This is a genomic window from Roseibium sp. (genome assembly GCF_965216085.1).
Taxonomy (GTDB): Bacteria; Pseudomonadota; Alphaproteobacteria; order Rhizobiales; family Stappiaceae; genus Roseibium.
In genome coordinates this window covers 5,872,116-5,896,494 of sequence record NZ_OZ244138.1, presented here as the reverse complement: position 1 = coordinate 5,896,494, position 24,379 = coordinate 5,872,116, and the positions used below count along the sequence as shown (strand labels likewise).

18 protein-coding genes are annotated in these 24,379 nt (G+C 55.2%); 8 read left to right on the top strand and 10 right to left on the bottom strand.

Annotation, left to right across the window (positions count from 1 at the left end; genetic code table 11):
- Positions 1-62: 62 nt before the first annotated feature.
- The 6 genes from ACOOFE_RS27535 to leuC all read right to left on the bottom strand — a co-directional run bounded on the left by ACOOFE_RS27535 (position 63) and on the right by leuC (position 8,970).
- Positions 63-1,499 (bottom strand): pilus assembly protein TadG-related protein, encoded by a 1,437-nt coding sequence (locus ACOOFE_RS27535; RefSeq protein WP_420412968.1) that lies wholly within the window; start codon positions 1,497-1,499, stop codon positions 63-65.
- 279 nt (positions 1,500-1,778) lie between these two features.
- Positions 1,779-3,185, bottom strand: a complete 1,407-nt coding sequence (locus ACOOFE_RS27530; protein ID WP_420412967.1) for a TadE/TadG family type IV pilus assembly protein — start codon at positions 3,183-3,185, stop codon at positions 1,779-1,781.
- Positions 3,186-3,389: 204 nt separating this feature from the next.
- Entirely contained in the window at positions 3,390-4,718 is a 1,329-nt protein-coding gene (locus ACOOFE_RS27525) for a pilus assembly protein TadG-related protein (RefSeq protein ID WP_420412966.1), read from the bottom strand.
- A 202-nt stretch (positions 4,719-4,920) separates the two neighbouring features.
- Positions 4,921-6,327: a TadE/TadG family type IV pilus assembly protein gene (locus ACOOFE_RS27520; protein ID WP_420412965.1), complete on the bottom strand. Its 1,407-nt coding sequence runs from the start codon at positions 6,325-6,327 to the stop codon at positions 4,921-4,923.
- Positions 6,328-6,706: 379 nt separating this feature from the next.
- The gene (locus tag ACOOFE_RS27515; RefSeq protein ID WP_141188578.1) at positions 6,707-7,264 is read right to left on the bottom strand and encodes an HNH endonuclease; all 558 of its coding nucleotides are present in this window, start codon (positions 7,262-7,264) and stop codon (positions 6,707-6,709) included.
- A 293-nt stretch (positions 7,265-7,557) separates the two neighbouring features.
- The gene (gene leuC / locus ACOOFE_RS27510) at positions 7,558-8,970 is read right to left on the bottom strand and encodes a 3-isopropylmalate dehydratase large subunit (RefSeq protein WP_420412964.1); all 1,413 of its coding nucleotides are present in this window, start codon (positions 8,968-8,970) and stop codon (positions 7,558-7,560) included.
- Between the two features lie 841 nt (positions 8,971-9,811).
- Between leuC and ACOOFE_RS27505 the strand changes: the two genes are divergently transcribed.
- A complete protein-coding gene (locus ACOOFE_RS27505; protein WP_420412963.1) occupies positions 9,812-10,525 on the top strand; it encodes an imm11 family protein in 714 nt (237 codons plus the stop codon).
- Positions 10,526-10,731: 206 nt separating this feature from the next.
- On the opposite strand, the gene rplS is transcribed toward ACOOFE_RS27505, so the two are convergent.
- Positions 10,732-11,208 carry a 50S ribosomal protein L19 gene (gene rplS, locus ACOOFE_RS27500; RefSeq protein ID WP_420412962.1) on the bottom strand — a complete coding sequence of 159 codons (477 nt, stop codon included), beginning with the start codon at positions 11,206-11,208 and terminating at the stop codon, positions 10,732-10,734.
- A gap of 545 nt (positions 11,209-11,753) precedes the next feature.
- Between rplS and ACOOFE_RS27495 the strand changes: the two genes are divergently transcribed.
- From ACOOFE_RS27495 to ACOOFE_RS27480, 4 genes are all read left to right on the top strand, one after another.
- On the top strand, positions 11,754-12,941 hold the full coding sequence (locus tag ACOOFE_RS27495) for a helix-turn-helix transcriptional regulator (RefSeq protein ID WP_420412961.1): 1,188 nt from the start codon (positions 11,754-11,756) through the stop codon (positions 12,939-12,941).
- Between the two features lie 120 nt (positions 12,942-13,061).
- Positions 13,062-14,057, top strand: a complete 996-nt coding sequence (locus tag ACOOFE_RS27490) for an ImuA family protein (protein WP_420412960.1) — start codon at positions 13,062-13,064, stop codon at positions 14,055-14,057.
- Complete coding sequence (locus ACOOFE_RS27485) at positions 13,939-15,645, top strand: DNA polymerase Y family protein (RefSeq protein ID WP_420412959.1); 1,707 nt, start codon at positions 13,939-13,941, stop codon at positions 15,643-15,645. The genes ACOOFE_RS27490 and ACOOFE_RS27485 overlap by 119 nt, the downstream gene beginning before the upstream one ends.
- Positions 15,642-19,034, top strand: coding sequence for an error-prone DNA polymerase (locus tag ACOOFE_RS27480; protein WP_420412958.1), 3,393 nt, complete (start codon positions 15,642-15,644; stop codon positions 19,032-19,034). The genes ACOOFE_RS27485 and ACOOFE_RS27480 overlap by 4 nt, the downstream gene beginning before the upstream one ends.
- 6 nt (positions 19,035-19,040) lie before the next feature.
- Here ACOOFE_RS27480 and ACOOFE_RS27475 read toward each other — a convergent pair whose 3' ends face one another.
- The gene (locus ACOOFE_RS27475; protein WP_420412957.1) at positions 19,041-19,604 is read right to left on the bottom strand and encodes a TetR/AcrR family transcriptional regulator; all 564 of its coding nucleotides are present in this window, start codon (positions 19,602-19,604) and stop codon (positions 19,041-19,043) included.
- A gap of 110 nt (positions 19,605-19,714) precedes the next feature.
- On the opposite strand from ACOOFE_RS27475, the gene ACOOFE_RS27470 reads away from it, so the two are divergent.
- Positions 19,715-20,482, top strand: a complete 768-nt coding sequence (locus ACOOFE_RS27470; RefSeq protein WP_420412956.1) for an SDR family NAD(P)-dependent oxidoreductase — start codon at positions 19,715-19,717, stop codon at positions 20,480-20,482.
- 61 nt (positions 20,483-20,543) lie between these two features.
- On the opposite strand, the gene ACOOFE_RS27465 is transcribed toward ACOOFE_RS27470, so the two are convergent.
- Positions 20,544-20,936: a YchJ family protein gene (locus ACOOFE_RS27465; protein WP_420412955.1), complete on the bottom strand. Its 393-nt coding sequence runs from the start codon at positions 20,934-20,936 to the stop codon at positions 20,544-20,546.
- A 111-nt stretch (positions 20,937-21,047) separates the two neighbouring features.
- Here ACOOFE_RS27465 and ACOOFE_RS27460 point away from each other — a divergent pair, with 111 nt between their 5' ends.
- On the top strand, positions 21,048-22,022 hold the full coding sequence (locus ACOOFE_RS27460) for an endonuclease/exonuclease/phosphatase family protein (RefSeq protein ID WP_420412954.1): 975 nt from the start codon (positions 21,048-21,050) through the stop codon (positions 22,020-22,022).
- Positions 22,023-22,072: 50 nt separating this feature from the next.
- Here ACOOFE_RS27460 and ACOOFE_RS27455 read toward each other — a convergent pair whose 3' ends face one another.
- Positions 22,073-22,420, bottom strand: a complete 348-nt coding sequence (locus ACOOFE_RS27455; RefSeq protein WP_420412953.1) for a c-type cytochrome — start codon at positions 22,418-22,420, stop codon at positions 22,073-22,075.
- Positions 22,421-22,606: 186 nt separating this feature from the next.
- Here ACOOFE_RS27455 and ggt point away from each other — a divergent pair, with 186 nt between their 5' ends.
- On the top strand, positions 22,607-24,355 hold the full coding sequence (gene ggt, locus ACOOFE_RS27450) for a gamma-glutamyltransferase (RefSeq protein WP_420412952.1): 1,749 nt from the start codon (positions 22,607-22,609) through the stop codon (positions 24,353-24,355).
- Positions 24,356-24,379 lie beyond the last annotated feature (24 nt).

Sequence of the window (24,379 nt, the reverse complement as noted above, 5' to 3'; positions counted from 1 at the left end):
TGTCTTGGAATGAGAAAGGCCCGCCAATCGGCGGGCCTTTTTGTTTCAAGTCTTTTGGGAAACTATTTCGACAAGTAGATCTGCTGAATCTTCTTGGCGATGTTGGAGAAGGCTTGGATTAGTCCTTCGGAGGACGTCGCTTGATAATAGTTACCTGTGCTGGCGCATGAGGCCATATTTAACGCCCCGGCAGATTCATCATCCGTGCCGAAGTAAACGCCGAAGATCTCGATACCGGAGTTTTTCATCGCTGTGCAGAGATCACGGGAGCGGGTGGACGATGTGTTGGAGTAGGATTGACCTTCTCCAATTTCATCCCACTCGTAACTGGTTACTTCCTGCCACTCATCCTGGCACCGTTCACGCCAACGTCCACGGCGGTAGACCATTCGACAGACTTCGACTTCCTCCCACACAGTGGTCGCAACCATGTCGTAATAACGGTTGTTATCACCATCAGTCATAATGATCGCGAATTTGAGCACGTCGGTGTTGGTGTAGGCTTCCGGGGCGCTGTCGGCTGGCCAAAGATTCGAATAGCTTGGCGAGATGCTATTCCACCCCCAAACAATACCTGTTTGGCCAGCTGTGCCGCCTGCATCATCCAAAGCCCGAATTGCGCTGATCAGTTCATCACGGTCATTGGTCAGAGGCATCATTTCTGATGAAGATGAACACCTGTCCGTACCACCGCCATAGAAACTCTCTAGAGGTGGAGGCGAACTATCGGTGTAATAATTGTATGGCATGTCGGTCAGCATCACTTCGTTGCCATCGTAATCTTGGCGCTCTGTGACACACTCGCCACTGACAGAGTGATGATCACCGCCTTTCACTTTTTCCGCATAGGACCCAAGGTTCACACCCTGGCTGTAAGGAACCAGGGAGATCCGAACCTTTGAAGTCGATGGCGGCGAGTCTGCTGGCAGGAGTATATTGACAAGCTCTTCTGAAGCTTCCCGTAAAGCAACGATCCGAATCGTGCTGCTGGAGCCGATCGACCATCCCATAGAGCCTGTAACATCCACAACAAGCGCCAGTTCAACATCGAAGCGGGAGTAAGAAACCTGCGCGTTGGTGCCAAAATTAAACGCATCGGGGCCAAATGCACTCAACCCATATCCGCCGACATCCAAAAAATAGGTGCTGAGGCTGGCGGAGGAGGAAATGTTGATGGTTCCTTCATCGCTGTCGACGACGAAATTAAGATTCTCGATGGCCTTATCGAGAAATTCCGCATTGGCAAGATTGGCCCGAAAAGAGTCTTCGATGGCCTGGGTGATTTCATCGTCTGTCATCACCGACGTTGACAAGTCTGTCGCGACCGCAAGTGCAGCAGCATCAATCGCGTAAGACAGTTTTTCGCGCGCGTTCACAGCTCTGGAAACATCTATGGCCGCTCCGCCGATGACAACCATCATGAGCACCAATACGCCAAATATCGGCAGAATGGCACCTCGTTCGTTCTGCAGAAGGTTTTTGTAGAAGCTTGTTCCCATTTAACTATGCAGTCCCGGTTACGATATTGTCGACGGCCGTCTGCAGAAACTGCTACATGGGAAAAGTACCCAAGTTCTTAAGTTTCAACTTAAAAAATTGTAATAAAATGCATTGTAAATTATACTTATAATTCTAAGCCTTTATGCGGAGAAGAAAACTACCATGGCCGCTGACATAGTCGGGATTTACCTGAGCTGGGCATGATCAAGCTGCTTTATGTAAAACTAAAAAGACCCGCCAATTGGCGGGCCTATTTGCGTTCACGGTGTTTTTTGCTGTTACTGTGACAGATAGATCTGCTGGATCTTTTTGGCGATGTTGGAAAAGGCTTGGATTAGCCCCTCGGAAGAAGTCGCCTGATAATAGTTTCCAGTGCTAGCGCAGGACGACATATTTCTGGCGCCGGCGGAACTGTTGTTTGTTCCGAAATAAACGCCAAAGATCTCGATTCCAGCAGTCTTCATCGCAGCACAGAGATCGCGAGAACGGGTTGATGATGTGTTGCTGTAGGATTCGCTTTCGCCTTCTTCGCGCCACTCATTGACCGCAACATCCCGCCATTCACGCCAGCAGTAACGACGATTGCATACCCGGACCCTTTGCCGTTCGGTTTCGATATAGTCGTAATACCTATTGTTGTCGCCGTCGGTCATGATGATAGCGAATTTCAAAACATCATCATTTGTGTAAGGTTCCGGGGCACTTTCCGCTGGCCACAAGTTTGTATAGTTTGGAGAAATACTGTTCCAACCCCAGACAATTCCGGTTTGACCAGCGGTGCCACCATTGGTGTTGAGTGCCCGAATCGCATTGATCAGCGTGGTCCGATTGCTGGAAAGTGGAATGAATTGGGAGGATGACGAGCAATTGGTGCTGGCTCCCCCGTAAAAGGATGCAAATGCCGGCGGATTAGCGGTGTCATAATTATATGCAGTATCGGTGAACATCACTTCATTGCTGGCGTAATTCTGACGCTCGGTAACACAGTTACCACTCACTGAGTAGTGGTCGCCGCCTTTCACTTTGTTTGCATAGCTCGCTAAGTTGACGCCCTGGCTATAGGGAACAAGGGATATCCGGACTTTCGCCCCGGATGGCGTTCCGCCAGTCGGCAGCAGGATATTTACGAGTTCTTCGCCGGCGGCGCGCAATGCAGTGATGCGGGCAGTGCTCGTCGATCCGATGCTCCAAGCCATTGAGCCGGTTACGTCGACAACAAGCGCCAGTTCGACATCAAAACGAGAGTAGGAAACTTCGGCGTTGGTGCCGAAGGAAAAGGAGTCTGGACCAAAGGAACTAAGTCCAAATCCGCCTATGTCCAAAAAATAGTTGCTGAGATTGGCTGAAGAGGAAATGTTGATCGTTCCTTCATCGCTGTCTACGACGAAGTTAAGGTTCTCAATGGCCTTGTCGAGAAATTCCGCGTTAGCAAGATTGGCCCGAAAAGAGTCTTCGATGGCCTGGGTGATTTCAGCATCGGTCATTACCGACGTCGACAAGTCTGTCGCGACTGCAAGTGCGGCCGCATCGATCGCGTAAGACAGTTTTTCGCGCGCGTTCACAGCTCTGGAAACATCTATGGCCGCTCCGCCAATGACAACCAACATGAGTACCAGCACGCCAAAAATCGGTAGAATGGCGCCGCGTTCGTTCCGCAGAAGTTTTTTGTAGTAGGCTATTATCATACAGCTACGCAGTCCCGCTTCCGGAAATGCCCCTAGGGCATCTTACGAGATTGCTACTAAATAAAAGTACCTAAACCATTAAATCGAAACTCTAATTTTCTTAAATATTGAAATAACTCCACCTCTTGAGAGGAACATCACCGGCCCATTTATCTGATTTTGCAGTGTGTTTTTTATGAGATCCGCCGCGCGTCGGTCTGCCTTCTATTGCGACAAATAGATCTGCTGGATTTTTTTTGCGATGTTTGAAAACGCCTGAATTAGATCTGAGGACGATGAAGCCTGATAATAGTTGCCAGTATCGGCGCAGGCTTGCATCACTTGAGCGCCATTGGACGATCCGTTTGTTCCAAAATAGACGGTAAACAACTCAATATCGGTGGCCTTCATTTGTGTACACAGTTGAATTGCCCGCTGTGAAGATGCTCCTGACAATCCGGAGCTGGGATATTCGATCCAATAGTCGTTGGTTCCGCTGTAACACGTACCACCATAATAATTGTGATTATCGCACTGGCTCTTCGTCAGAGTTTCCAGGTCATAGTAAGTGTTAAATGCGCCATCCGTCATGATAAGTGCAAACTTGAGCACTTTATCGTTGGTATAGAGTTCCGGCTCGGATCCCACTGGCCACAGATCGGCCCAATTTGGCGACAGCGTGTACCAGCCCCAGGCAATACCGGTTTGCCCTGCGGTGTATCCATCGGTGTCCAGTGCGCTGATCGAGTTGCGCAACGTCGTCCGGTTGTCTGTTAGCGGCAGGATTTCAGAATCAGAACACTCTCTGGATCGATATGTGCCGGAGCCGTCACCAACCGGTTGATCTGAATAGCTCGCATCGGTGTATTTCTCGGCACCATCTCGTTCGGTCGCACAGCGGTCACTTAATCCAGCGGTTGCCGTATCTGCGTAAGCTCCCAGATTAACGCCCACACTGTAGGGCACTATGGAAATCTTAACCTTGGAATTTGTTGTCGTTTCCGGAATGAGAATGTCGACCACTGCTTCAGCCGCATCTTTAAGATCATCGATTTCATCGGACATCGAACCGGTCACATCAACAACCAGTGATAATTCGACATCAAACCGGGAATAAGACACCTGGGCACTTGTGCCGAAAGCAAATGTCTCCGGTCCAAATGCCGCAACTCCTAGACCGCCGATATTCAAGAAGTAATTGGAAAGGCTCGCGCTCGACGCAACGGTGACAGTGCCCTCATTACTGTCGACAACAAAATTTAGGTTGTCGATGGCTGTATCCAGAAATTCAGCGCCTGTGAGATTGGCCTGAAACGAGGCCGTTATCCGGTCGGTGATTTGCTCATTGGTCAGAACAGATGTCGACAAATCTGTCGCTACAGAAAGAGCCGCTGCATCGATTGCGTAAGAGAGTTTTTCGCGCGCGTTTACAGCCCGGGAAATATCTATGGCAGCACCGGCAACCACCACAAGAATAACGACCAGAACACCGAATATCGGCAGAATGGCGCCGTTTTCGTTCCGCAGGAGTTTTTTTAGATAGGCCTTGAACATTGAGCCACGCGATCCCGTTTTCACATACCCCAAGGGTATTCTACGGCATTGCAGCTAAAGAAAAGTACCTAAGCCCTTAAATTAAAAGGCGATTTTTCATAAAGTTTTACTGATTTACAATCTGCTCTTAGGGACTTGTTCCAATTCAAATACCCAAGCAATTCGTCCGAATCAAGGTTAAGCCTACAGCACTCAAGACCTTCTAGCGTGATAGATAGATCTTTTGGATCTTCTTTGCGATGTTTTGGAAAGCACCTTCCAACTCTGTCCTATTGTCCGCCCGGTAGTAGTGATCAGTGGAACTGGCGCATTCTTGCATCAATCGCAATCCGTGAGGCGTTGCAGCAGTCCCCGTTTGGAAAAAAACGGAATAAACTTCAATACCCTTGGCTTTCATCAAACGGCAGAACTCCAATGCACGCTGAACAGGTGGGACATTGTAGGATGGAAGTGCATACCACCCCCTTTGGGTCCATTCCCAGCGGTCTTGGCCTGTGCAATCCCAATTGTTCCCGCCCCTCCACTTACACTGTCGCCTTTCGACGCGCTCCCAATCCCAGTAAGTATTGGTTTCGCCGTCCGTCATTAAGATTGCAATCTTTCGATTTTTGGCTTTCGGTCCAGTTTGGTATGGTAGTGGCTGACTTTCAATTGGCCAGATTGGAGACCACTCTGGTGACAAAGTGTACCACGACCAAGCCACACCGGCTTGACCAGCTGTTCCGCCAACCAATTGCAAGTTTCTGATTGTGTTTGTCAGGTCTCGCTTATCAGCCGTAAGCGGTTGGACTGACGTGAATGGGCAGTCTGTTTGCGGCCCATACCACCTGTCATATGAGATATAATAAAATCGTTGTGATCCCTGATTAAATCCCGTGTTACCAAAATTGTTCCAGTAGGGGCCTTCTTTGAAGCGTGCAGAGTTCGCCCTGGCAGTGATGCATCGGGAACCGTCTTTTCGACCCTCCACAATCAATTTATTAACGTAACCTGGAGCAGCTACACCCCATGAATAGGGCACAACCGATAATCGAACTTTCGAGTTTTGCTGTCCTCCTTGCTCTGGGACTAGTATATCGACTAGGCGTTGTGCTGCACTTTTCACGCTATTTAGTCCACCTGGGACAGTGCCAATGCTGTTTGTTACGTCTAAAGCCACGGCTATCTCGACGTTGAACCGGCTGTAGTTCACCGTCGCGCTGGTCCCAAAGGCAAATTTTTCCGGACCAATCTGGTCAATCCCGTATCCGGCTATCGATATAAAATAGTTTTTCAGCCAAGCCTGAGACGAAACAGTCACCTGGCCTTCATCTGGGTTGATGTCGACGGCAATGTTTTTAATAGCCGTCTGCTTCCAATCGCTAGCCTTAAGGTTCGCATTGAAGCTGTCTTGCAAGTATCTCCGAACTTGATCATCGGTCATTTCCCGACCAGACAGCTCGACTGCCACTGCGAGAGCGGCAGCATCCAGCGCATAAGAAAGTTTTTCTCGCGCGTTCACTGCACGGCTAACATCAATCGCTCCGCCGCCGATCACCACCAGAACAATGACCATCACGCCAAACACCGGCAGAATGGCACCTTCCTGATCCTTCCTGAAGCAATCCAAGCTTCCCTTTGGGAATATTCGCATGCGAACTATTAACCGCTATCTGTTTCACTACAGGCAGATAGAGCATTGTAAAAAGCATCAAGTTAACGGGTTGTAAATTGACGTTAGGACAATTTTTAGTTTACCTAAGGGCAGCAATAATGCTTGCCCGGGACACCCCGAACGCGGATAGGGCCTTTCAATCTGATCGTGAAAGGGACTAGGCCGTGTGGACGAATTGGAGATGTATTTCGCCGGGATTTGCTGCGTTCAAGATCCAGAAAATCTGCGCAGGTGATGCTGGTGCATCATCAAGGCGGATTTTCGCTGAGGATTGGGCGCCACAGGCCCGGCCCTTCGGGTGGGGCAAAGGGCAGCAATCTAAGAAATGCGAGGCTTAGGGTTCCAGCTCGGTGTCCCAATAAAGGAAATCCATCCAGCTTTCGTGCAGATAGTTCGGCGGGAAGGCCCGGCCGTTGTTGTGCAGATCCTGAATGGTCGGCCGGAACGGCATGTGCATCGGCCACATGTTGAGCTGCTGGCAGGACTTGTTGGATTTTCTCAAATTGCAGGGGGAGCAGGCGGTGATCACATTGTCCCAGGTGGTCAGGCCCCCTTTGGAGCGCGGGATCAGGTGATCGAAGGTCAATTCTTCTTTTGTGCCGCAATATTGGCACTGGAATCTGTCGCGGAGAAATACGTTGAAGCGGGTAAATGCAGGGTGCCGGCTGGGTTTGACGAAGGTTTTTAAGGAGACGACGCTGGGCAATCGGAATTCGAAGCTCGGACTTCGGACCGCCGCGTCATATTCTGCGACGATGTTCACCCGGTCCAGAAAAACGGACTTTATGGTGTCTTGCCACGACCATAAAGATAAGGGGTAGTAACTCAATGGCCGGTAGTCTGCATTGAGTACCAACGCCGGATGAGTTCCCGGCGATACCGCTATCGTCACCTTCCACTCCTCACGCTTCTTCGGATGGTCCGGTGTTCGGTCAAAGGAACAACGGATCATGTCCTTTTGCGATGCGAGTATTGTAGTGCCGAGGTGACAGTCTTGTGAAGACCGGTGCTTTCATTTCTTGAAGCTGCCTGGACCTGCCGGTTTCCAGGAGGGTGTGGCAAATAACTATATGAATTATAGAAAGAACCCAGAACCGGTTTCCCGCGCCGGAACAGTTTTTCTTCACAAACAAAAAAGGGCGCTTTGACGCGCCCTTTCCGATTTTTTCACAATTTGAGGCCGAATCAGTTCGCCGTCCAATCGCGAATGTCGACGAAGTGACCGGCAATCGCAGCCGCGGCGGCCATCGCAGGCGACACCAGATGTGTGCGGCCCTTGTGGCCCTGGCGGCCCTCAAAATTCCGGTTCGAGGTCGACGCGCAGCGTTCGCCCGGCGCCAGCTTGTCTGCGTTCATGGCAAGGCACATGGAACAGCCTGGCTCACGCCATTCGAACCCGGCTTCCTTGAAGATGACATCAAGGCCTTCTTCTTCCGCCTGTTCCTTCACCAGGCCGGAGCCTGGAACAACCATCGCGCTGACGCCGCTGGCAACCTTGTGATTGCCGATCACCGCGGCAGCGGCACGCAGATCTTCAATCCGGCCGTTGGTGCAAGACCCGATGAAGGCGCGGTCGATCTTGATGTCGGTGATCTTGGTGCCCGGCTCCAGCCCCATGTATTCCAGGGCGCGTTCTTTGGATTTGCGGCGGTTTTCGTCGTCAATTTCGTTCGGGTTCGGCACGACATCTTCGACGGAAACCACATCTTCCGGGGAAGAGCCCCAGGAGACGATCGGCGGCAAATTGGCCGCATCCAGCTCGATGACCTTGTCGAAATAGGCTTCTGCGTCGGAATGCAGGGTTTTCCAGTAAGCAACAGCCTTGTCCCAATCCGCATCTTTCGGTGCTTTCGGGCGACCCTTGATGTATTCGAAGGTCTTTGCGTCCGGCGCGATCAGACCGGCGCGCGCGCCGCCCTCGATGGACATGTTGCAGACCGTCATGCGGCCTTCCATGGACAGGGATTCAATGGCTTCCCCGGCATATTCGATCACGTAACCCGTGCCGCCGGCAGTGCCGATCTTGCCGATGATGGCCAGCACGATGTCCTTGGCCGTAACCCCATCCGGGATCTGGCCGTTGACCTTGACCAGCATGTTCTTGGCTTTTTTCTGGATCAAGGTCTGGGTTGCCAGAACGTGTTCCACTTCTGACGTGCCAATACCGTGGGCGAGCGAGCCAAATGCGCCGTGGGTGGAGGTGTGGCTGTCGCCGCAGACGATCGTCATGCCCGGCAGAGTAAAGCCCTGTTCCGGACCGACGATGTGCACGACGCCCTGGCGCATGTCCAGTTCGGAATAATATTCGACGCCGAACTCGGCCGCATTCTTTGCCAGCGTATCCACCTGCAGCGCGGATTCTGGATCATCAATGCCATGGCGGCGGTCGGTGGTCGGCACATTGTGATCGACAACGGCCAGTGTCTTTTGCGGCTGGCGCACCTTGCGGCCGGCCATGCGCAGACCTTCAAACGCCTGCGGGCTGGTGACTTCATGGACCAGGTGGCGGTCGATGTAGAGCAGGCCGGTTCCGTCCGGCCGAATGTCGACCGCGTGGTCGTCCCAGATTTTGTCGTAAAGCGTCCGTGCTTTGGCCATGGGTCTCTCCTCAGTCAGGCCGGCCATGCGCGTTTTGGTTCGCGCAGCTAGCCTTGATCCTCTCACTGCCCTCTCCCGGACAGGGGATACTTTTAAAATCTGCCCAGTCAATGGCGCAGCTCCGCCTTCAGGTCAAGCATTCCAAGTTGAGCTGAATTCAACTGAGTTTGACCGGAGCCGATTTTGGAGGGGAAGAGGCTCATTTTTCAGAAGAGAATTGGGTCTCCCCCTTATCCTGCGAAGGAGCTAAGAACCGCCGCATCCGCCCCAGCGCCGTCCCGGATTTGGTCCGGGACCCGCCTGATCTTGCCCCCGGATCAAGAAAGAAGATCAAGTCCGGGGCCGCCTCTTGTTTTCCGCCTGTCCTTTGGAACACCGCTTCGAGATCTTCGTCGAAGCCGCTGCGGCCGCCCTCCCGGCTGTCATCCCAGGCATAGCGAAGCGAAGACCGGGGATCCACTCGTTTGCAGAGCGTTAGTAAAACCTCCCAATCCTTCAACAAGCGGAACTGAGAGTAGATCCCCGAACAAGTCGGGGATGACCAGGTGGAGAAGGCCTGTCGGCTGACCCGGTCGGGTTTCGTTCGAGCACAGCACTTTTCTCAAAAGCCACAAAAACAATTTACGGTTGATTTCCAATTGGCGGCTAGCTTTTCCCAATCCCGTCCGCACGGCCGAGAACAGCGCCTCTTAAAATATTTTGCCAGGACTTTTTGGAAAGACTTTTGATGACTGACCGTTTTATGACCCTGCTCGCACTGAAGCAGACAGATCCAGCTGCGCCGCCGCCCCAGCCGGGAGCAGGTCAAGCGACCTCTGGCAAACGCGGGAGGGCATGAGGCATGGCTTATTGTTTTGACTACAGGTCCAGAGGCACTCTAGACGTCCACTTTGACATGGAAGCATTCAGAAATGAATGCGCAGAAGTTCGGGCCCTATCGCCACTTCCAGATTTCTTTCAAGGCGAGAAAATCGATCCGGCGATCGCTCCCAAACGCATCATTCAAACATCGAAACACAAGAGTTGGACCTGTTTTAATTCACCGGCGGGTGTCATGATGGTCTGCCAAGCCTTCAAGGACATCGTCGATCAACTCGAACCGGATGTGCATCAGTTTTTCCCGGTTGAAGCGGTGAAAAAAGATGGGTCACCAGCCGTTGACAGCCAGTTTTATTTTTTGAACGTCCGTCAGCGATTTGAGGCGATCCTGTTTGATCAATCAACGCTCAAATGGAAGACTGTGCAGTCCGGCGGCCGCACCTTGACCTTGCCTTACCACTCTGGTGGCCACCAGCGTATTTATACTTTGAGCAAGCCAGAAGTGGCAGGGCGGCATATGTGGCTTTCTTCATATCTTGTGCCGTCGAGGATCTTCTTTTCCGACGAACTGACTGAAGCCGTCCGCGCGACGAAGCTGGATTCTGTTTTGCGCTGGCATCCCGCACCGGAAGTTGATGAGCCCTGGATCCCGGAAGACAACCTTAAAGCAGAAATGCTCGAAAGATACCGGGTCCTTGGACCCTTGGGCGGAATTTGGCCAAAGCCGGCAGATTAGGGCACCGCAACGCGGTTCGCTGGCTGCCGTCTCGCCCAAGTCTCGTCCTACCCCTCTTGCGCCGTCCCGGACTTGATCCTTCGGGATAAGGCCTTTGCAGCTCCTCAAGATGAGTAGGTGTAAAGGCCCAAAGATATCTTCGCATAAACAAAAACGGCTCCCGGATATCTCCGGGAGCCGCTTTTGAAACTCTTGTCGAGATCTGCTTATTCAGCAGCGCTCTCTGCTGCCGCAGCTTCCGCTTCTGCCTTTTTGGCTTCAGCTTTTGCAGCCTTGGCTGCAGCTGCTTCCGCACGGGCTTCCTCATTGAGGCGCTTGGAACGTGCGTTGGTGTTTTCAACGATACGGGCAGACTTACCGCGGCGGTCGCGCAGGTAGTAGAGTTTCGCACGGCGGACTTTACCGCGGCGGACAACCTCTACGCCTTCCAGCATCGGGGAGTAGATCGGGAACACACGCTCAACACCTTCGCCGTAAGAGATCTTACGGACAGTGAAGCTTTCGTTGATGCCGCCGCCGGAACGGGCAATGCAGACACCTTCGTACGCCTGGGTACGGGTGCGGTTGCCTTCGGTGACTTTCACCAGAACGCGGACGGTGTCGCCCGGGGAAAATTCAGGAAGCTTACGCTGAGCTTCGATTTTTTCCATTTCTTCAGCATTGAGCTGCTCGATGATGTTCATGGCATTTTTCCCTTTTCAATTACAAAGCGGTCAGAGCGTCCTGCCTCATCAAACGGAGCCAAGAACGGGTTCACCAGCTTTGGGCCATGTTGCATATCCGCTGGATTTTTATGGGGTTTGACATCCTGCAAAAGACGCCGCCCAGAACACAGATCTCCTGATCGGAAGATATGCATTCATCCAACTTGGGCGGGCGTATACAGGATTTTTGAGCCGTTGTCATGAAGATTCTGCGGTTTTCTGCAGATGAGCCCCGTCAAAACCGCTGTGCTTGAGATCGGAGCTGCAAGCAGCCCAAAAAAACGGCGGCCCGGAGACCGCCGTCAGACAAAAAGAGTTTCAAACATATGCCCAAAACCGGGCAGCCCCCCAAAAGCATGTTGGCTGCGTGAGCTCCGGCCAGGATCCGAAACGGTGGATTTGCCGGACCTCCCGTTCTTGAACACCTCCAGTTTACAAGACCTGAGACTTCTACCCATGATGCAATTGCGCTATGGTTTTCTTTTCAAGGCCTGATTCTTTGGTAATTTGAGAGCTGTATTGCAATGACAGCGAATTTGGAGACGCTTCTTTATAAACTTTACTCATCGTCACTTTTAGATGGTGGCCTTTCCAGTGTCTTGGCGGATCTTGCGCAGACCTATCCGGATTTGCCGCTCTCCTATCAGGCTCAATGCGTTTACCGGAATTCGCTCTATGAAGGAGCAATGTTCAATTACGGGCCAAACGCCATTGAAGAGATTGCCGCAGCTGAATCTCCAAACCCCTTCCCACCCATAGCGTTGAAATGCTCTTTATCGCGGGTTGCAGTCACCAGTGAGTTTCTTCGCCCGGAAGATATTGAACGGACTGACTTTTTTGATGAACATTTAAAAAAACACGGTGAAATCAACCGGGCCTTCGGGGTCATTTTGCACCGTCAGGGCGAGGATTCGGCCTTTGTGGCCGCCAATTTGCCCAAACGCATGAAACAACGTGAAGAAGATCATGTGTTGCGCCTGTTCGAAACGCTGCGGCCGCATCTGCAGGGTGCCTTCCGCTTGCTGATGGAGGTGAAACAGCGGGAAATCCAGGTGCAGGCGGGCGGTTTCTGGCTGGAGCAGATCCCGGCAGCGGCCTTTGCCGTGACCCCGGAATGTAAGGTTCTGCATATGAACAGCCATGCGGACAGCGCGACCACTGCTGGCCGCAGGTTTCATATCGACCGGTCCATCCAGCTGTGTGCGGCAGACAGATCCGTGCAAAAGGTGCTGGAGGCGAGCGTGCACAAGGCGCATCTCACCCAGCTGCCGGTAGGTCCAGTTAGCCTGGCCAGACGGAGAGAAGCCGGACCTCTCCTGTTTGTCCTGCCGATCAAACTCCAGGACCAGCTTCACCCCTCACTTGCCCCCTTTCTCAGTCACTCCATGCCCCTGCTGGTGACAATCTTCGATCCGGCCGATACGCCGCGTCCCTCCAGTGAGGTGCTCAGGATGGCCTTCGGCATAACGGAGGGAGAAAGCCGCCTGGTGCAGGAACTGATGTATGGCGGTTCTTTGCGGGAGACAGCCAGCCGGCTTGGGATTTCCTATCACACGGCCCGCAACCAGCTGGCCAGCGCCACGTCCAAGACCGGCACCCGCTCACAAACGGAAATCGTCCGTTTGGCGAGCCAGCTTCTGTCGCGCATGTCCGGTCCGGCTGTTTTGGAGACTTTTGGCAGTCCGTCAGGCTCAAGCGGCAACACAATCTGACGTTAGGGCACCCTCATGGGAACGTTTCATCAAAAAGCTGCTTGACTCTCGCGCCGTTCTCCGGAATCAATAAGAACAAATAGAGAACAATAACAACTGTGATTGGAACCGACGTGCACAATGTCTTCAGCATCAGACCATAGCACATCTCTTGCCGAGCTGCGTCGCCGCATTGCGGATCTTGAGGGACGCCTCCCCTTTGAGACGCAGTTTGGTCCGGCCCCTGCGACCGCCGCCAACCCGCAAGGGCCGGACACTTTTTCTCCCCGTGTCCCAGACACCGGAGGGGAAGCAGAGGCACAAGATCGACCTGGAACAGCCGGGCAACCAAAAGCGCAAACGTATCAACCAGACGGCCGGTGCCTTTTGGGCCTGGAGGCTTTGGACAGCTTGTTCCGGCCGGAAGGTGGCAGCTCCGGGAGCGGCTTGAAGCTGGGCGCGCTGCATGAGCTGGTCAGCGCCGAGAGCCGCAATGCCGGCGCGCTGAGCGGGTTTGCTCTGGCCGTGCTGGCCCGAATTCTGGACTTAAGGCCGGGACCTGCCGTGATTGTTCAGGATGTCAGGGCAACTCAGGAATCTGGCCACTTTCATGGTGCCGGACTGCTGGCTTTTGGCATTGATCCGGCCCGGCTGATTGTGGTGCGGGCCAAGCGGCAGGACGAGCTGCTCTGGTGTTTGGAGGAAGGCGCTTCCTGTTCCGCCCTTGCCGCCGTCTTTGGGGAGGTTCAAGGCGAACAGCGCCCGGTCGGGCTGACCGCAAGCCGTCGGATAGCTTTACGCAGCGGCCGCAGCACCGTTCCGGTCATTCTGCTCCGTCATGGAGCGGTGGAAGACCCGACAGCCGCGCTGACCCGCTGGCAGATTGCCCCGGCTGCCTCCAGGCCGCCGGAGTTCTTGGAAGAAGGACCGCATGCAGGCCTTGGGGCGCCTGCCTGGACTGTAAATTTAACGCGGAACCGGGAGGGCCGTCCCGGCCGCCTGACCGTGGAGTGGGACCATGCGAGACGAACATTTGCCGCGCCAGCGCATTCTCTCGCTCTGGATCGCGGATCTTCCCTGCGACCGGATCCTGCGCCGCTTGCGGGTCAACTCCACACCTTCCGCCCGGCAGGTTGAACCACCGCTTGTTGTTCTGGACAAGATCCGGAATGCCCGCCGGATCGTTTCTTTGAACGAGACCGCCAGGGCCTGCGGCTTGCGCCTCGGGGAAACGGAGGCAGATGCGCGGGCGCGGATCCCCCATCTTCTATGCGAAGATGCCGAGCCGGACAAAGACGCGGCCTTGCTGCGGACCCTGGCCGACTGGTGCGCTCGCTATACGCCGCTGGTGGCGCTGGATGGCAAGGACGGCCTGTTTTTGGACATCACCGGCTGCGCGCATCTTTTTGGCGGTGAAGACGCGCTTTTGAAGGATGTCTTGATGCGGCTGGACCGGCAGGGGTTTTGCGTTGCCGGTGCGATCGCCGGAACTGTGGGGGCTGCCTGGGGCATGGCCCGCTTCGGTTCCGGTGGTGTTTTGAAGGACGGCGGTGAGCGGGAGGCGCTCGCTTCCCTGCCGCTGGCCGCCTTGCGAATCTCGCCAGAGGCCGTTTCCGGCCTGAACCAGGTCGGCCTCAAAACCATTGGCCAGCTTTACGAGCGCCCGCGGGCCCCACTTACCAATCGCTTTGGTCCGGAATTGATCCTCCGGCTGGATCAGACGTTCGGAGCTCAGGGAGAAGCAATTTCACCCCGCTTCGAAGCCCCACTGATTTCCGCCGAACGGCGGTTTTTCGACCCCATTTCCCGGGTCGATGACGTCAAGGCGGTGGCATTGTCGTTGGCAGGCCAAGTTTCCAAGGCGCTGGAGCGGCGGGTTGAGGGCGGCCGGATGTTTGAACTCACCCTCTTTCGGGTCGATGGTGCGGTCCAGAAATTCAAAGTCGGCACCAGTAGCCCCTTGCGCGCTCCCAAAAGGATCCTCCGGCTGTTTGCCGAAAAGCTGAAGGCCGATGAAAGCGTCGTGGACGCCGGTTTTGGCTTTGACCTCGTCCGTCTGGATGTCCTCATGGCCGATAAAGCCCCGGCGGTTCAAGACACCTTGAATGCGGCCGGTACAGCCGAAACCGGCGCTAGCCTGGAGGATCTGGTCGACCGGCTCGGCGCCCGCCTGGGTCTTGAACGCATCACCCGATTATTGCCGATCGACCGGCATATACCGGAAAGTCAAACCGGATTTGTGCCTGCGGCCCTCGCCCATGAAGAGGCGCTTGCCTGGTCCGGTTTCCTGGGAGGTGCGGCAGCAGCCGTCTTACGCCGGGAACAAACTGCGGTCAGCCCGCAGTTTACCTTCGCCGAAGACAGCACCCAGACCTATGACACGGAAAATACAAGATGGCATACCGGCCTAATGACCCGCCCCTTACGGTTGATCGACCCGGCCGAAGAGGTCGAAGCCCTTGCCATGGTGCCGGATGGCCCACCTTTGAGGTTTCGCTGGCGGCGCGGACTTTATCAAGTCGCACGCTCCGAAGGTCCGGAGCGCATTGCTCCGCCCTGGTGGATTGGGGCTGCCGACCGGCCATCGGAAGCCAAGGAGGGCGTCACCCGCGACTATTTCCGCATCGAAGATACAGACGGCCGCCGGTTTTGGCTGTACCGGGAAGGCCTTTATGAGCGTGAAACCGCCCGGCCGCGCTGGTATCTGCAAGGCCTCTTCGCATGACGGCCCGAACCTCCATTGCTGAGCCGCCCGCCTTTGCGGAACTCTGTGCGGCCACCAATTTTTCATTTCTGCATGGCGCCTCACATCCGGAGGAACTGGCGCTTCAGGCGGGGCACTTGAAACTCGCCGCTCTCGGCGTGTGTGACCGCAACTCCATGGCAGGCGTCGTCCGGGCGCATATGGCGGCCAAGGAAACCGCCGTGCCATTTGTGCCTGGCTGCCGTCTGGCCTTTCTGGATGACACCCCGGATCTTCTCTATTGGCCCAAAGACCGCGCGGCCTATGGTGCACTGGCGCGGCTTTTGACCATTGGCAACCGGCGGGCCGAAAAAGGATCTTGTCATCTAACATTGGACGATCTGGAGATGCTTGAAGCTCAGTCTCCGATAGCCCTGATCCTACCGGCTGGACTACCAGATCAAGACCCTCTCCTTGCTGTGTTGACAAAGCTGAAGGCTCGTTTTAGCCGGGCCTTGCGCCTGGCCGTGGCGCTCCACCGCCAGGCAGAAGACCGGCGGCGGCTGGCCCTTGCCCGTGAGCTTTCAGAAGTTTCTGGTGTACCAATGCTGGCCATCAACGACACGCTCTATCACGCGCCGGAGCGCCGCCCGCTGCAGGATGTTCTGACCTGCATCCGCCTGCATGAACGCCTGGAAACCGCTGGCCGGCAACTGCAGCAAAATGCTGAACGCCACTTAAAACCGGCCAGTGAACTCCTACGGCTTTTTGAAGATGATCCCGCCCCTTTACGCGAAAGCCTGAAAATCCTGGAAGAAGTCAGTTTCTCCCTGGATGATCTTCGTTACGAATATCCGGAAGAACCCGCTGGGATGAGCGCCACGCCCCAGGCCGAGCTGGAACGGCTGACGGCGGTGGGCGCCCGGCGGCGCTATCCGAACGGCGTCCCTGAAAAAATCCAGACAACCATCGATCACGAGCTGGAGCTGGTCGCCGGGCTCGATTATGCGCCGTATTTCCTGACCGTTTATGACATTGTCCGCTTTGCCCGCACCAGAGGAATTCTGTGTCAGGGGCGCGGGTCAGCCGCCAATTCCGCCGTCTGCTTTTGCCTTGGCATCACCGAGGTGGATCCTACCCGCGCCGATCTCCTGTTTGAGCGCTTCATTTCACCGGAACGGCGTGAACCTCCGGATATTGATGTCGATTTTGAACATGAGCGACGCGAAGAGGTCATCCAGTATATTTATGCCAAATATGGCCGCGAACGCGCGGGGCTTGCCGCCACCGTTATCACCTACCGCTCCCGCTCCGCGCTGCGCGAGGTCGGTAAAGTGTTCGGGCTGTCTGAAGATGCGATTTCGTCACTTTCCGGCACGGTGTGGGGTCGCTCGTCGGCTGGAACAGAGGAGGCCCAGGTGCGCGAAGCCGGGCTTGATCCGTCTGATCCTTTGATCACCCAGATGCTGGACCTTGCCCGCACACTGATCGGCTTTCCCCGGCATCTCTCTCAGCATGTCGGCGGTTTTGTCATCACCCGCGGCCGGCTCGACGAGGTGATCCCGATCCAGAACGCGGCCATGGAAGACCGCACCGTGGTCGAATGGGACAAGGATGATCTCGATGCCCTTGGGATCTTAAAGATCGACGTTCTGGCACTCGGCATGCTGACGGCCATTCGCAAGGCGCTCACCATGCTGTCGGAAAACTATGACCAGGACCTCACCATCTCGACCATTCCCGCCGAGGAAAAGCCGGTCTACGACATGCTCTGCCGGGCTGATTCCGTTGGGGTTTTTCAGGTAGAAAGCCGGGCGCAAATGACCATGCTGCCCCGGCTGAGGCCTCAAGAATTTTATGACCTGGTGATTGAGGTCGCCATTGTCCGCCCCGGCCCGATCCAGGGCGACATGGTGCACCCTTATCTGCGCCGCCGACAGGGCAAGGAAAAGGTGACCTATCCGAGCAAGGCGCTGGAAGAGGTGCTCGGCAAAACCATGGGGGTGCCGCTCTTTCAGGAACAGGCAATGAAGATCGCCATTGTGGCGGCCGGTTTTACCCCAGGCGAAGCAGACCGGCTGCGCCGGGCGATGGCAACTTTTCGGCGGGTCGGCACCATCGGCACCTTCCAGACCAAGATGATCGAGGGCATGGCGAAAAACGGGTATGACCGGGACTTTGCCGAACGTTGTTTCCGTCAGATTGAGGGCTTTGGCGAATACGGCTTTCCGGAAAGCCATGCGGCCAGTTTCGCCCTGCTGGTCTATGCCTCCTCCTGGATCAAGGCCTATTATCCGGATGTTTTTTGTGCCGCGCTGTTAAACTCCCAGCCCATGGGCTTCTATGCCCCCGGCCAGCTGGTGCGAGACGCCTGCGAACACGGCGTTGATGTGCGTGAAGTCGATATCAACCTGTCGGATTGGGATGCCAAGCTGGAACCCGGTTGGCAAGCGGCTCGGCATCTGCACCCCCGCCACCGGGAAATGGACGGGATCGTACGCACCGATCACGCGGTCCGGCTTGGCTTTCGAACGGTCAAAGGCCTCAAGCAGGACGATATGGACAAGCTGATTGACCGGCGCGGCGACGGCTATGACAGCATCCGCGATCTCTGGCTCAGATCCGGTCTTAGCCGCCCGGTCATCCTGCGCCTTGCCGAAGCCGATGCCTTCCGCTCGCTGGGATTGGATCGGCGGGCCGCAGTCTGGGCCGCGCAAGGGTTGGAAGCAGGCAACCAAAAGGATCGGTTGCCGCTGTTTGATCTGGCCGATCTTGGTGACCTGCGGCCTGAACCGGACGCTGACTTGCCGCCGATGCTGCCGGGGGCTCATGTCATGGCCGATTATCAGAGCCTCAGCTTGTCTTTAAAGGCGCACCCGGTCGCCTTTGCCCGTCCGGCCTTGAACAAGCGCCAAGTGGTGCCTTGCATGCACTTGCCGGACATCCGCCAAGGCCGCCAGATCTCGGTCGCCGGATTGGTACTGGTCCGCCAGCGCCCAGGTTCAGCCAAGGGTGTGATCTTCCTGACCCTTGAGGATGAAGGGGGCATTGCCAACATCATCGTCTGGCCCAAGGTTTTTGAAAAATACCGGCCACTGGTCATGGGCGCCCGCTTTTTGAAAGTCACAGGCCGCGTTCAGAATGAAGCCGGGGTCATTCATGTGGTCGCCGATCATGTGGCGGATGTTACGGACCTACTTGGCGATCTGTCCGACAAATCTCTCGATGATGCAGGCCTTGCCCGGGCTGATGAAGTTAAACGGCCTGTGATTGAGCTCACCGAAAAAATCAAACCGGCCAGCCGACTGGCTCAACTGGTCCGGGAGGTGCCAGAACTCCGCCAGGATGTCGTCAAGCTCAAGCCGCAGACGGATTCGGCTGTTGCGCAGCAAACCATGAAGGCCTTGCCCGGCGGGCGGAATTTTCACTAAACACGCTCAATCGGCAAGCTGCGGTTTCATCGACGCAAGGAGATCCGGTCGACCCTGAACGCGGGCAACCATCATGCCGCCCTCCAGAAGAGCCAGTGTAGATAGCGCTTGCGCCTGTAGGTCGTCTTCCGGGCGGCTCTTACCCCAGTCGGTCCGTCTCAGACTAACAACAAGCCATTTGGTCACGCGATCGAAAAAAGCCTTGGCTTCCATTGCGACATCAGCGGGTAGGCCAGGGGTTTCCGCCGCCAAAACACCGCACAAACACATCTGGCCATCCTTTTGAAGCGCGGAAACAAAAAGGCCATGGACTTTGTTCAAAACCGCCTCGGCAGTTTTTGGCGCGTCCGCAGGATCCCCAAGCGCATCCATAAACCGTTCCGAATACCGATTTGCGACTTTGACCCCAAGATCTGATTTCGCTGGAAAATAGTAGTGAACGCTTGAGCTTTTCACGCCAATGCCTGACGCAATTTCGCGGAAGCTGAATCCATTATAACCATTATCCCGGATCATCTTTTCGGCGAGATCCAAGATTTTCTCTTCGGTTACTGCAGCATTCCGGCTCATATCACCCTCACAATCTATCAATCGATAGATAGGTCTTGAAAGACAATCCCACAATCCCATATCAGGCAAATAGAATTTACCTATCAGTAGATAGATTACGGAGTAATGAAATGAAAAGCCCCTACGCAGTCATCCAAGGTGGAACATCCGGAATGGGCCTAGCGATCGCCAAAAACCTGGCAAGCCGCGGCATACCGCTGATCCTGATTGGCAGAAACGAAAGCAAACTGGCGCGAGCGCAATCAGAAATCACAAGTACGGACAACGTCCCGGTCGAAACTTGGCAAGCTGACGTGACAAACCAAGATGACGTCACCGGTTTGGTCAAGCGAATCGAGGGGTTTGCACATCCAATCGGCTATCTGGTCAATGCGGCCGGATATTTCAGCCCCAAGCCGTTCTTGGACCATTCGAGCGACGATTATGATCTCTATCACCAGTACAACCGCGGCACATTCCTGATCACTCAGGCTGTCGCGCGCAACATGGTTCAGCATCAATCTGGTTCGATCGTAAACCTCGGGTCGATGTGGGCGCATCAAGCGGTGAAAGCGACCCCATCGTCTGCCTATTCCATGGCAAAAGCAGGTTTACATGCCATGACACAACACTTGGCGATGGAACTCGGAGACAATGGCATTCGGGTCAACGCTGTGGCACCGGCAGTCGTGGATACACCGATCTATGGCGCGTTTATCCCGCAGAACGAGATCTCAAAAACTTTGCAAGACGGATTTAACGCTTTTCATCCAATCGGCAGGATTGGGACGGCCGAGGACGTTGCAGCAGCTGTCGACTTTCTCTTGTCGGATCAAGCCGGTTGGGTCACCGGAGCGATCTGGGATGTCGATGGCGGCGTTATGGCAGGCCGCAACTAACCCTATAAAAACCAAAGGGCCGCCACGCAGAGGGCGGCCCTAGGGTCAGGACCCATAAAACTCAAATCGCCTCAACATAATACCAGCGGCCGGATTTCTTTTTGAACCGGCTTTTTTCCAGGTGGGTGTGCAAGGTGCCGCCGGCGAGGTATTTGGCCTCAAACACCACAATCCCGTCCCGGTCCTCTTCACCGCCCTGTTCCGTTTTCAAGACGCGAAGGCCGGTCCAGTGGTTTTCCGACGCCCAGCGGGCAGTGCCGGCAAAATCAAACTTGGCTTGAAACTTCGGCCAGAGGGTGTCCTTCAGATAAGCGATCTCTTCGCGCACATAGGCCGTATAGCGCGAGCGCATCAAAGCCTCAGCGGTTTTGGGGATCTGACCGCCCTCCAGATAGGGCCCGCAACAGGCAAAATACCCGGTTCCAGATCCGCACGGACACGCCGCCTCATCCATTTCAAATTTCCCAACTCGCTGTCAAAATTGATCGCGTCGCTTTCCCTATCACCCTTGGCAGGGGGACGCTATGCTGCCTGGAACAAGATCCTGACCACGCATGGCGGCTTCATGAAACTGGCAACATTTAATCTGGAATCCTTTGGTTCCGACAAGATCAATGAAGATATTCTGACCCGCCGGATTGCCGCGCTCCGGCCGAAGCTTCTGGAGCTCGACGCCGATATCCTGTGTCTTCAGGAAGTCAATGCTCAGAAAATCAAAGGAGCCCCGAGTCGCCAATTTCATGATCTGGACCATCTGGTCGAGGGGACGCCCTATCAGGACTACCATCGGATTGGCAGTCTACGCCCCTCCGGAAAAGGCCCAGGCGACCGGCACAATCTGGTGGTGCTGTCACGCTATTCGGTTTTATCAGCTGAAAGTCTTTATCACCGGCACGCGGAAACACCTCTGTGGCGGCCGAACTCGGCGGATCCAGCCTATGATGAACCGCAGTCGATCTCGTTTGACCGGCCGGTCTTAAAACTCGAAATCGATATCGGCGCGCGCCGGTCCCTTCATCTTTTCAATGTGCACTTGCGAGCCCCGATCGCGGCCCAAATCCGCGGCGGCAAAACCTCTGGCAACAGCTGGGCATCTGTGTCCGCCTGGGCGGAAGGTTATCATTTGGCGGTTCTAAAACAGACGGCCCAGGCGCTGGAGCTGCGCCTTGCCGCCGAAGCTCTGTTTGATGCTGACAATGAAGCCCAAATTATCATGACCGGCGACTTTAACGCGACGGGAGAAACCCGGGCGCTCCGGCTGTTGCGTGCCGATCCGCATGACACCGGCGTTCCACATCTTGCCGGCCGCCAGCTTTTCCAGCTGGATGCCTCCCTGCCGTTAGATCAGCGCAAAACAGTGCTTCACAAGGGCCGGGCGCAAACGCTGGATCATGTGCTCGCCAGTCAATCAATGACGGACCGGGTCCGGCATATTGAGGTGTTCAATTCCACACTTCCGGACGAGGTTTTTGAAGGCAACAACCCCAACTACGCCGGATCATATCACGCCGCCATGCGCGTCGACTTTGATCTTTCCTGAGGCTGGCAGTGATTGCACCGCCATCCAGAGAAAACAAACTGGATAAGCGATCAGTTCGAATTCAGCGACTGAATGTAAGCGGCAAGATTGGTGATCTCGATATTGCCGAGTGTCATATCCGGCATTTGCGGATGGGGGTTGGCAAGAAAGGTCGCCAGTTTTTCGGCCGTCCAGCTTGGGTCCTTGGACATATCAAAAAAACTTGGCAGAGACACGCTTGAAGCGCTCGACTGATCATTGGACACCAAATGGCAGGACGCGCACCACTGCAAGGCCAGCGCCTTACCGGCAACGGTGTCAGCGGACAGTGCATCGCCGGGCGTCAAAACTGTGGCGGCCCCAAGAAGCAAGGCAAGCGCACTCAGTTTTTTCCGCCAAATTCCAGAAAAGTCACCCATGTCCACTCCCTCCAAAGAAACAGCTTTTCGCTGTCCAATGTCTCTGCCCAGGCGATTCGATACCTTGTCCTGTATCAAATCATGTCCAAATGTCAGAAAGCAACTTTTCACAATTGGTTGTTGCGCGCGCATTATTCCTTGTCCACATTCCAGGGTTGAATGTTTTGAAAATTAGGGGAGGTCTGGATGATCCATCATAAGCTGATCCAAGCGGCAGCTATCGCCAGCTTGAGCTGGGCAGTGGCCCTGACTGGCAGTGTACCGGCACTTGCGCAGGAAACACCGATTTATTCCGGTAAGGACAGGTTCCATCCGGTGACCGCGCAAAACGGTATGGTCGCCAGCCAGGAAGCAGTCGCCACCAAGGTTGGTGTCGCGATATTGGAAAAAGGCGGCAATGCCATTGATGCGGCTATCGCCACGGGATTTGCACTCGCTGTCACTCTGCCACGCGCCGGTAATCTTGGCGGCGGCGGTTTTATGATGATCCACAAGGCCGCGACCGGCGAAACCGACGCGCTTGATTACCGAGAAAAAGCGCCGGCAGCCGCCACCCGTGACATGTTTTTGGGCGAAGACGGGGAGCCGGACAATCAAAAGTCCCGATTTTCCGGGCTCGCGATTGGTGTGCCTGGCACGGTCGCCGGGTTTGCGGCTGCCTTTGAAAAACACGGCAGCGGCAATGTCACTTGGGAAGAGTTGATCGCGCCATCCATTGCTCTGGCTGAAGACGGCATTGAAGTGACGCCCGATCTATCCTCCTCACTCGCCGCCCGGATCAAACGGCTCGGCAAAGATCCAGCGACGGCAGCCATCTTCTTCAAAGCTGGAATTGTTCCCTATCTTCCAGGTGAAACGCTCAAACAATCCGATCTTGCCAAGACATTGCGCTTGATCGCTGAAAAAGGAGCGTCCGGCTTCTATCAAGGCGACGTTGCCGAAAAAATTGCGGCGAAGGTAAAAGCTTCCGGCGGCGGCATGACAGTCGAAGACCTGGCGGCCTATGAGCCGGTTTGGCGGACCCCAGTAACGGGTGCCTACCGGGGATATGAAATTGCCTCCATGCCACCGCCCTCTTCCGGTGGCGTGCATATCGTTCAGATCTTGAACATGCTCGAAGCCTATCCGATGCGCGAGTATGGCCTGAATTCAGCCGACAGCATTCATGTGATGGCAGAGGCCAAACGCCGGGCCTATGCGGATAGGTCGAAGTATCTCGGTGATCCAGACTACTCGGACATTCCGGTCAATGGATTGACAGACCCGGCCTATGCGGCAGGATTGGCACAATCAATCGACATGGGCGCAGTGACCGCATCCACAGATGTCGCGCCGGGCAACCCGATCCCTTATGAAAGCAACGAAACGACGCATTATTCAGTAGTCGATAAGGACGGCAATGCGGTGTCCAACACCTATACGCTCAACTTTTCTTACGGTGTCGGTCTGACTGCGGATGGAACCGGTGTTTTGCTCAACAACGAGTTGGATGATTTTTCCGCCAAGCCGGGATCGGCGAATGCCTACGGCTTGATCGGCGGAACTGCCAACGCCGTTGAAGGTGGCAAACGGCCGCTATCGTCCATGAGCCCAACTCTGGTGTTTAAAGATGGCGGCCTGTTTTTGGTAACCGGATCTCCAGGCGGCAGCCGGATCATTACGACCACGCTGCAGATCATCTTGAATGTGATCGATCACCAGATGAACATTGCCGAAGCGACGGCCGCGCCGCGGGTTCATCATCAGTGGTTCCCCGATGAAATCCGGATTGAAGAAGGCCTGTCTCCAGACACGATCCGGATCCTGGAAAGCCGCGGCCACAAGATTGCGCTCAAAAATGTCATGGGCTCGACCCAGTCGATCATGAAGGTGAGCGGTGTTCTGGCCGGTGCCTCCGACCCGCGCCGCCAGGGTGCTCTGACGGCAGGGTATTAAACTCTAAAGAGAATGGGGCAGCCG

Coding starts and splice junctions, on each gene's coding strand:
- ACOOFE_RS27455 (WP_420412953.1), bottom strand. CDS start 22,420: ATGGGTGACTTTTCTGGAATTTGGCGGAAAAAACTGAGTGCGCTTGCC.
- ACOOFE_RS27535 (WP_420412968.1), bottom strand. CDS start 1,499: ATGGGAACAAGCTTCTACAAAAACCTTCTGCAGAACGAACGAGGTGCC.
- leuC (WP_420412964.1), bottom strand. CDS start 8,970: ATGGCCAAAGCACGGACGCTTTACGACAAAATCTGGGACGACCACGCG.
- ACOOFE_RS27465 (WP_420412955.1), bottom strand. CDS start 20,936: ATGGATGAGGCGGCGTGTCCGTGCGGATCTGGAACCGGGTATTTTGCC.
- ACOOFE_RS27530 (WP_420412967.1), bottom strand. CDS start 3,185: ATGATAATAGCCTACTACAAAAAACTTCTGCGGAACGAACGCGGCGCC.
- ACOOFE_RS27525 (WP_420412966.1), bottom strand. CDS start 4,718: ATGTTCAAGGCCTATCTAAAAAAACTCCTGCGGAACGAAAACGGCGCC.
- ACOOFE_RS27490 (WP_420412960.1), top strand. CDS start 13,062: ATGTCTTCAGCATCAGACCATAGCACATCTCTTGCCGAGCTGCGTCGC.
- ACOOFE_RS27460 (WP_420412954.1), top strand. CDS start 21,048: ATGAAACTGGCAACATTTAATCTGGAATCCTTTGGTTCCGACAAGATC.
- ACOOFE_RS27505 (WP_420412963.1), top strand. CDS start 9,812: ATGGCTTATTGTTTTGACTACAGGTCCAGAGGCACTCTAGACGTCCAC.
- ACOOFE_RS27480 (WP_420412958.1), top strand. CDS start 15,642: ATGACGGCCCGAACCTCCATTGCTGAGCCGCCCGCCTTTGCGGAACTC.
- ggt (WP_420412952.1), top strand. CDS start 22,607: ATGATCCATCATAAGCTGATCCAAGCGGCAGCTATCGCCAGCTTGAGC.
- ACOOFE_RS27475 (WP_420412957.1), bottom strand. CDS start 19,604: ATGAGCCGGAATGCTGCAGTAACCGAAGAGAAAATCTTGGATCTCGCC.
- rplS (WP_420412962.1), bottom strand. CDS start 11,208: ATGAACATCATCGAGCAGCTCAATGCTGAAGAAATGGAAAAAATCGAA.
- ACOOFE_RS27485 (WP_420412959.1), top strand. CDS start 13,939: ATGCGAGACGAACATTTGCCGCGCCAGCGCATTCTCTCGCTCTGGATC.
- ACOOFE_RS27470 (WP_420412956.1), top strand. CDS start 19,715: ATGAAAAGCCCCTACGCAGTCATCCAAGGTGGAACATCCGGAATGGGC.
- ACOOFE_RS27495 (WP_420412961.1), top strand. CDS start 11,754: ATGACAGCGAATTTGGAGACGCTTCTTTATAAACTTTACTCATCGTCA.